General features: G+C 50.2%; 8 protein-coding genes. 6 read left to right on the top strand and 2 right to left on the bottom strand.

The genetic code is table 11. The features are described 5' to 3' along the window. Positions 1-305 precede the first annotated feature (305 nt). Entirely contained in the window at positions 306-1,532 is a 1,227-nt protein-coding gene (gene argJ, locus E6Q52_RS04490) for a bifunctional glutamate N-acetyltransferase/amino-acid acetyltransferase ArgJ (RefSeq protein WP_292819020.1), read from the bottom strand. A gap of 42 nt (positions 1,533-1,574) precedes the next feature. Further along, entirely contained in the window at positions 1,575-2,933 is a 1,359-nt protein-coding gene (gene cysS, locus E6Q52_RS04485; RefSeq protein WP_292819018.1) for a cysteine--tRNA ligase, read from the bottom strand. 283 nt (positions 2,934-3,216) lie between these two features. On the opposite strand from cysS, the gene E6Q52_RS04480 reads away from it, so the two are divergent. From E6Q52_RS04480 to E6Q52_RS04455, 6 genes are all read left to right on the top strand, one after another. Next, on the top strand, positions 3,217-4,305 hold the full coding sequence (locus tag E6Q52_RS04480) for a tetratricopeptide repeat protein (RefSeq protein WP_292819015.1): 1,089 nt from the start codon (positions 3,217-3,219) through the stop codon (positions 4,303-4,305). A gap of 102 nt (positions 4,306-4,407) precedes the next feature. Then, a complete protein-coding gene (locus E6Q52_RS04475) occupies positions 4,408-5,655 on the top strand; it encodes a L,D-transpeptidase family protein (RefSeq protein WP_367124849.1) in 1,248 nt (415 codons plus the stop codon). After that, positions 5,655-6,224: a peptidylprolyl isomerase gene (locus E6Q52_RS04470; RefSeq protein ID WP_292819009.1), complete on the top strand. Its 570-nt coding sequence runs from the start codon at positions 5,655-5,657 to the stop codon at positions 6,222-6,224. Before E6Q52_RS04475 ends, E6Q52_RS04470 begins: the two co-directional genes overlap by 1 nt. 46 nt (positions 6,225-6,270) lie before the next feature. Continuing rightward, positions 6,271-6,765: a peptidylprolyl isomerase gene (locus E6Q52_RS04465; RefSeq protein WP_292819006.1), complete on the top strand. Its 495-nt coding sequence runs from the start codon at positions 6,271-6,273 to the stop codon at positions 6,763-6,765. 3 nt (positions 6,766-6,768) lie between these two features. Next, a complete protein-coding gene (locus E6Q52_RS04460) occupies positions 6,769-7,512 on the top strand; it encodes a UDP-2,3-diacylglucosamine diphosphatase (RefSeq protein WP_292819002.1) in 744 nt (247 codons plus the stop codon). A gap of 223 nt (positions 7,513-7,735) precedes the next feature. Beyond that, a complete protein-coding gene (locus E6Q52_RS04455; protein WP_292818999.1) occupies positions 7,736-8,212 on the top strand; it encodes a PEP-CTERM sorting domain-containing protein in 477 nt (158 codons plus the stop codon). Positions 8,213-8,300: the final 88 nt, after the last annotated feature.

The following is an 8,300-nucleotide window of genomic DNA, read 5'->3' as shown; positions in this document are numbered from 1 at the left end:
ATCCCATCCCATCCCATCACGCTGAGTAGCGGAGACAAAATAAGAGAAGAGGGAGCGACTGTCCGAATCCCGCGGCGGGCTGCGTAGTTTGCAGCCCGCTAGGATGAGTTTCGTGACCGGCTTATTTTGTTGAGCAACGCAAGGGAGCCGCAGGCCGTGATGGCTGGGTGCCCTCTTTTTGGTTACTTTTTTGGGGCAAGCAAAAAAAGTAACTCGCCAACAAGGCGAAATAAAAAAGCCACCCAAACGAGACTAGGCGTCAGGGTGGCTTTTCAGTGATTCAAGGTATGCTGGTTACTTGCGTATTACGATCTGTAATCCGCATTAATCTTCACGTAATCATAAGAAAAATCGCAGGTCCATACCGTGGCATCCGCCTGGCCGCGATTCAGCACCACGCGAACCAGTATGTCACTTTCTTTCATCACGGCTGCGCCTTGTTCTTCAACATAACTCGCGGCACGGCCCCCTTTCTCAGCGACTAATACATCACCTAAATATAGCTGCATGGTGTTGACGTCGAGGTCATCAATGCCCGCATAACCAATCGCGGCAAGAATGCGGCCCAGGTTAGGGTCAGAGGCGAAGAAGGCAGTTTTAATCAGCGGGGAGTGGGCGATGGCGTAGGCGACTTTGCGGCACTCCTCTACATCTTTACCCGCTTCAACCTGAATGGTCATAAATTTGGTGGCGCCTTCGCCGTCTCTTACGATGGCTTGAGCCAGTTCGGTGGCGACATCGGTTAAGGCGTCGCGCAAGGTGGCAAAGTCTGCACTTTGTTCGTTGATGGCAGCATTGCCTGCTTGGCCAGTAGCCATCAAGATCAGGCTGTCGTTGGTGCTGGTGTCGCCGTCGACCGTAATGCAGTTAAACGATTTATTTACTGCGTGCTGGATAATGCTGTCGAGCGCCGCTTGGCTGATGGCGGCATCGGTGGCGATATAACCCAGCATGGTCGCCATGTTGGGGTGAATCATGCCGGAACCTTTGCTGATGCCGGTAATGGTGATTTGTTTGTCATCAATCATCAGCGTGCGTGAAGTGCCCTTGGCCACAATGTCGGTGGTCATGATGGCTTCTGCTGCATTTAACCAATTATTTTCCTGTAAGTTGGCGACGGCTGGGGCGATGCCTGCCAGCAATCTTTCCATCGGTAAGGTTTCCAGAATCACGCCGGTAGAAAACGGCAAGACTTGCTCAGGGCTAATGTTCAACGCCTGTGCGACGCCAATACAGCTGGCACGCGCGTCATCCAGGCCTTGCTGGCCGGTGCCTGCGTTGGCGCAGCCGGTGTTCACCAGCAGGGCGCGGATGCCTTTGTTGTGTTGTAAATGAGCCTTACAGACAGTTACCGGCGCTGCGCAAAAGCGGTTGAGCGTAAACACACCAGAAACGCTGCTGCCTTCGGGCACGGTGATCACCAGTACGTCTTTACGGTTGGGTTTGCGGATATGTGCCTGGGCAAAACCCAGTTGTACGCCTTTGACAGGCAGCAGTGCTTCGGCGGTGGGAGCAGACAGTTTAACGGGCATCCGTTTTCCTTCAGTTTCTCAAAAGAATGATGTGTTTACAAATCAGGCGCGACGCCAGGTGGTGCCTTGCGCGGTATCTTCTAATACGATGCCTGCATCGGCCAGTGCTTTGCGGATGCGGTCTGCCTCGGCATAGTTTTTGGCAGTTTTGGCCGCAATCCGTGCTGCAATCAGGCCTTCGATATCCAGATCGCTATTGGTTTCGCCTTGCATAAAGCTTTCCGGGTCGCGTTGTAGCAAGCCGATAATCGCAGCCAATTGTTTCAATAATGCGGCAGTGGTGGCGCATTTATCTTTGTTCAGGTCATTGGCCAGTTCAAATAACACGGCAATGGCTTCTGGGGTATTGAAGTCATCGTCCATGGCGGCTTTGAATTTTGCCGCTTGTGGCTGTGCCCAGTCGATGGCACCGTCGGCGACTTCAATGCCACGCAATGCTGTATATAGGCGAGTTAGAGAGGCTTTGGCGTCGTCCAGATGTTTGTCGGAGTAGTTGAGCGGACTGCGGTAGTGCGCACGCAGAATGAAAAAGCGCACCACTTCCGGGTCGTATTGCTCTAGTACTTCTCGAATGGTAAAAAAATTGCCCAGCGACTTGGACATTTTTTCGTCATCAACGCGGATAAAGCCATTGTGCATCCAGTAGTTAGCCATGGTGCAGCCGTGGGTGGCTTCGGATTGAGCGATTTCGTTTTCGTGGTGCGGAAACTGCAAGTCCTGGCCGCCACCGTGGATATCAAAGTGCTGACCTAAATGCGCAGCGCTCATGACCGAGCATTCAATATGCCAGCCTGGGCGGCCATTGCCCCAGGGCGATTCCCAATAGGGTTCGCCAGGCTTAACCGATTTCCATAGCACGAAGTCCATCGGGTCTTGTTTGTGGTTGTCGACATCGACGCGCTCGCCGGCACGCAGGTCTTCCAGTGACTTGCCAGAAAGTTTGCCGTAGTCGTTGAAGCTACGCACTTTATAAAACACGTCGCCATTGCTGGCCTGATAGGCAAAGCCTTTGTTGATGAGCTGGCTGATCATGTCCAGCATGCCTTGCACGTGCTCGGTCGCGCGCGGCTCAATGTCCGGGCGGATAATGCCGAGTTTGGCCGAGTCTTCATCCATGGCAGTAATAAAACGCTGGGTCAGGCTTTGGATGCTTTCGTTGTTTTCTTGAGCACGTTTGATGATTTTGTCATCAATATCGGTGATGTTGCGTACATAAGTCACCTCGTAACCACTGGTGCGAAACCAGCGTGCCACCATGTCAAACACCACCATCACGCGCGCATGCCCCAAGTGGCAAAAGTCATAAACAGTCATGCCGCAGACGTACATGCTGACTTTTTTGGCTGTGATAGGCTCAAAAACCTGTTTGCTGCGGGAGAGGGTATTGTGTAGTTTTAACATGCTAACGAAATGTAAAATGGATGAAGGCGTGATAAAATTAGCAGAAGTATTGTAGTGTTTAATTTTTGTTAAGAGGGCGATGCTTGTTTTTCGTGTCGGCGAAGGCGGTCATGTTTGATCGGATGGTTTGATCTTTTGCCTTCTGGTAAACCACGCAGGACACATACAGAACACATATTGGTGCTGATGCTGCTTGTAATAATCACCTAAAAGCGCACTGTCTCTTGTACAATTCCAGTATAACATACTGCTAAAAATCAACGATTGCTCAGGTAATAAACTCATGAACGCAACATTAAAAAAATCTTTGCTGGTGTTGGGTGTCCTGTTAAGCCAGGTCGCCTTATCTCACTCTGCTTTAGCAGGTCAAACCAATGTCGAGCTGCGTGAAATCAACCAGCTGTCTGAGCAGGGCAATCAAGCTGCTGCGCTGGAGCGTGTGAACAGCTATTTGTCTGCCAACCCTAAAAACGCCGAGGCCATGTTTATGCGTGGCGTGATTCTGGTGGAATTGGGCAAGCGCGATGAAGCAATTAAGTCATTTACCGAGCTGACAGAAAAATATCCTAACTTGCCTGAGCCATATAATAATCTGGCGGTGCTCTACGCTGATCAGGGCCAGTATGACAAGGCGAGAAAGGCATTGGAATCTGCTATAAAAACTCACCCAAGCTATGCGACTGCGCATGAAAATCTGGGGGATATTTATGCGCGTCTGGCGTCTGAGGCCTATGACAAAGCGCTTAAACTAGACACCTCTAATAGCCGTGCGCAAAGCAAGCTGGCCATGATTACCGATTTGTTTGGCGGTAAGCGCACTGTGGCGCGTACGACAACGACGGTGCCGCCTGCGCCAGCAGCCACGACGCCAGCGGTGACTCCACCAGCTAATCCTGCACCCGTGACTCCGCCAGCGACATCAGCGGCTGTGACACCCACACCACCTGCTGCTGCGCCGTCGGTGGTAGAGACTAAAAAGCCTACGGTTGAATCTAAGCCAGTGGAAGAGAAGCCAGCCAATAGCCAACAGGAGCGAGCAGTGCTGGATGCAGTCAATGCGTGGGCCGATGCTTGGGCTGCGCAAAATGTAGACAAGTATCTGGATAGCTACGCCAAGGAGTTTAAAACGCCTGGCGGCGAGTCGCGCAAACAGTGGGAGTCTACCCGCCGTGACCGTGTGAGTCGCCCAAGCAAGATTTCGGTCAAGCTGAGCAATCTGTCAGTCAAGATGGAGAGTGATACTGCAGCCAAGGTCACATTCCGCCAGATGTATAAAGCAACGGGCCTGGATGCAAACTCGAACAAGACGCTGAATCTGGTTAAAGAAGGCGGTCGCTGGTTGATTCAACAAGAGCGCGTCGGCAAGTTCTAAGCTACGTTGCAAGCACCGCTCTAACCCGGCGGCACTACTGTTAAAAACGCTCAATTGGGGGCGAATTTGGCAGCTTAAGCAGGCAAGATTTTAATTAAACAAATGTATAATATCGGCATGAGGAGTTTAAGAAAGTACTGCTATATTGCGTTTGTCAGTGCTGCGCTATTGCCTTGGAATGCAACCGCGGTTAACCATGAAGCGTTAACTGCGCGTTTGTTCGTGCAAAACAAGAACACCAATGCGGTTGAACGCATGCTGGTACAAACGCTGCAATCTATTAAAGAAGGCCGCCTGCAGCAGGCGCTGGATTACGTTGACCAGCTGCTGACGATCTCTCCCAACTTTGCCCTTGCGCACCTGATTCATGGCGATTTACTCTCTGCCAAAGCCCGCATATTAAACAATTTTGGTGATGCCAATACGGCCGATGTCACCCGTATTCAGGATTTCAAAGAAGAAGCAGAAATCCGTATCCGCAATTATTTTGACCGTAACCGTGGCTTGACCCAGCCGAATATGCTGGTCGAGCTGTCAGAAAAACAAAGCCATGTTTTGTTTGTCGATACTGCGCGTTCTCGCCTGTATGTGTATGAAAAAGGCGAGGGCAATGTATTGCGTTATATCGCCGACTACTATGTCACCATCGGTAAAAACGGTATTGGTAAAAAGGACCAGGGTGACAAACGCACGCCGATAGGCGTCTATTTTGCCTCGCGCAAACTCAATCGCCCGTTGCCTGACTTGTATGGCGATGCTGCGTATCCGCTCAATTATCCCAACGAAATAGACAGTTACGAACGCAAAACCGGTTCTGGCATCTGGATTCATGGCACGCCAAGAGACACCTACAGCCGCCCGCCACGCGCCAGTGATGGGTGTGTGGTGTTGTCTAACCCGGACATGAAAGCCTTGCAAGAGGTGTTGCAGGCCGGCAATACGCCAGTGGTGATTGGCGTTAACTTTCAGTGGGTGAATCCAGACTCAGTGCGCAATCAGGACCGTGAAAAAGCAGCCCTGAAATCGGCGATTGAGCAATGGCGTAAAGACTGGGCGGCGCAAAAGACGGATGCCTACCTGTCGCATTACACCAGTGATTTCTTTTATTCTGACGGCGATTTGTCGCGCTGGGCCAGCTACAAGCGCCAGATTCAGGCGGCTAAGCCTAAAGTGAATGTTAACTTGTCTGAGGTCAGTATGTTCACTTATCCGAACTCCAAGCGAAACATGGTGGTCGTAGATTTTGAGCAAGAGTATGTGAGTGCTGCCTTACGTAATGTCATGAAAAAACGACAGTACTGGGTGCAGGAGAATGGTGAATGGAAAATTTTGTACGAGGGATCAGCTTGATGCGTATGTTGTCTTGGATGTTAGGGTGTTGCCTGTTGGCTGCCGTGGGTGTGACCAATGCAGCGACGCAAGTACTGTTTGAAACCAATCAGGGTAATTTTGCCGTTGAGGTATATGCTGACAAAGCGCCTAAAACGGTTGAAAACTTTTTGCAGTATGTCAAAGACGGTTTTTACACCAATACCATTTTTCACCGTGTGATTGGTCGCTTTATGATTCAGGGCGGCGGCTTTGATCGCGAACTGAATGAAAAACCAACACGTGCACCAGTCGTGAATGAGGCTGGTAATGGCCTGGTCAACCAGACTGGCACCATTGCCATGGCGCGCACACCAGACCCTAACTCTGCGACGGCGCAATTTTTTGTGAACGTGGCCGACAACCAGTTTCTGGATTACAGAAGTCCGGAACCAGACCAGATTGGTTACTGTGTCTTTGGCAAGGTTGTGTCTGGCATGGACGTCGTGTTTAAAATCAGCAATTTGCCAACAGGCAATCAACGCGGCTTTTCGGATGTGCCGATTCGGACGGTCATCATTAAACGTGCAACGATAGTGACTAGCAAGTAACTATCCTCAATATCACTGGCATTAGCCACAACAAACGGAGAATATTTTGGTCAAACTGACTACTAACTTTGGCGACATTATCATTGAACTCAACGCAGAAAAAGCACCGATTACCGTGGCAAACTTTTTGAGCTATGTTGAAAAAGGTTTTTACGACGGTGTGATTTTTCATCGCGTGATCAAAGACTTTATGATTCAAGGTGGCGGTTTTGATACCAACATGAAACAAAAAGCAACGGATGCCACCATCAAAAACGAGGCTGACAATGGCTTGTCTAACGACAAGTACACCTTGGCGATGGCCCGTACCATGGTGCCAGACTCAGCTTCTGCACAATTCTTTATCAATGTGAAAGATAACGACTTTTTGAATTTCACGGCACCTACCAGCCAAGGCTGGGGTTACTGTGTGTTTGGTAAAGTGGTTGAAGGGATGGACATTGTTGATAAAATTAAAGCGGTGCCGACTACCAGCCGTGCTGGTCACCAGGACGTGCCGGTCGAGCCAGTGATCATCGAAAAAGCCGTCGTGGTTGCCTAAGGCATGACCACCTGGATCATTTCTGATCTGCACTTATGTGCGCAAAGGCCTGCGGTAACGCAGGCTTTTTTGCATTGGCTGCATACCGAAGTCACGACCGCTGACGCGCTGTATATCCTCGGTGATTTTGTGGAGGTATGGGTGGGCGATGATATTCTCTCTGACCCGCAACATGGCGCCGAATTTGTGCCGATTGTGCAAGCCTTGCGAGCGCTCTCAGAGCGCGACGTTCAGTTGTACTTGATGCACGGCAATCGTGATTTTTTAATTGGCGAGCATTTTGCCCGCGCTTGTGGCTTGCAATTGCTGCCTGATCCCACGTTGCTGACATTCGGCAGCACGCGCGTACTGTTAAGTCACGGTGATGCGCTTTGTACCGATGATGTGGCTTATCAGCAGTTTCGTGCACAAGTGCGCAGCTCGCAATGGCAACAGGCTTTTCTGGCGCAACCACTCTCAGCACGGTTGGCCTTTGCAGAACAGGCGCGCAGCCAGAGCGCAGAAAATAAAAGCAAGTATGGCATGGACATCATGGATGTGAATTCCGCAGCCGTGACCACTCTGCTACGCGAGTACGATTACCCCGAGGTGCTGTTGCATGGTCATACGCATCGGCCCGGACGTCACCCGCTGACTGTAGACGGGCATCAGTGCGAGCGCGTAGTGCTCGGAGACTGGCACGATACCGCCGTCGTTGCAAACATCAATCATACATCCTGCGAGCTGCAGACACTCACCTTAAGCTAATACCATCCCATCAAGATACAGAAGTATTGCAGCGCTGCATTGATGACATGGCATCGCTTGTAAACCTTTGCTGCAGATAAACAACAATTGGATAGTCGCCTAACTAAGCATGTTGGTTTTATTCGAGTTGTAAAATTATTTTAATTAAAGTAGGGTTTAGCTTGCGTTGGCCCCTTTACGACGCATCCATCACAGCCACCTTTTTTACAATGAGGAGCACGCCATGCGTCATTTAAACTTTAAACACATTGCCATTCCGCTGGGCCTGCTCGTTGCCAGTATTGATGCGCAGGCTTTTGAACAGAAAAACATTCATACTACGTTTTCTTGCAACACCGCAGGTAATTGCATCTTTAACCTTGATGTGCCAGACAGTGATCCTATTACCAGTTTTCATGTGCAAGTCAAAACGGACCCCACCGCCCTCACACTGATGTCAGTGACACCAGCCAGCTGGACTCCTGGTAGGAATGTTGGATCGGTTTTTTTTCAAGGGGATAGCTATTATGGAGACCTGAAGTTTGTCATTGGTATCTCTAAAACGGACATCATTAGTTGGTCTTACGATTATCTGGATGGTGCGGGAAACACCGTTGTTACGTCACCTACGATGGTGCCCGAACCGCAGACTTATACAATGCTTCTCTCAGGTTTGTTGATGGTCGGTTTGCTTAGGCAGTATAAAACCTTACAAAAGTAGCACTGGCGAATACAATAAAAAACCCCGAACATTGAGCGCGGGGTTTTTTGCAGTCAGGCAAATGACAAGCCCTGGCACAAGCACATGA

Source organism: Methylophilus sp. (genome assembly GCF_008015755.1).
GTDB lineage: Bacteria > Pseudomonadota > Gammaproteobacteria > Burkholderiales > Methylophilaceae > Methylophilus.
Note: the sequence above shows the minus strand (reverse complement) of the source record. Positions and strands in the feature narration are given on the sequence as shown.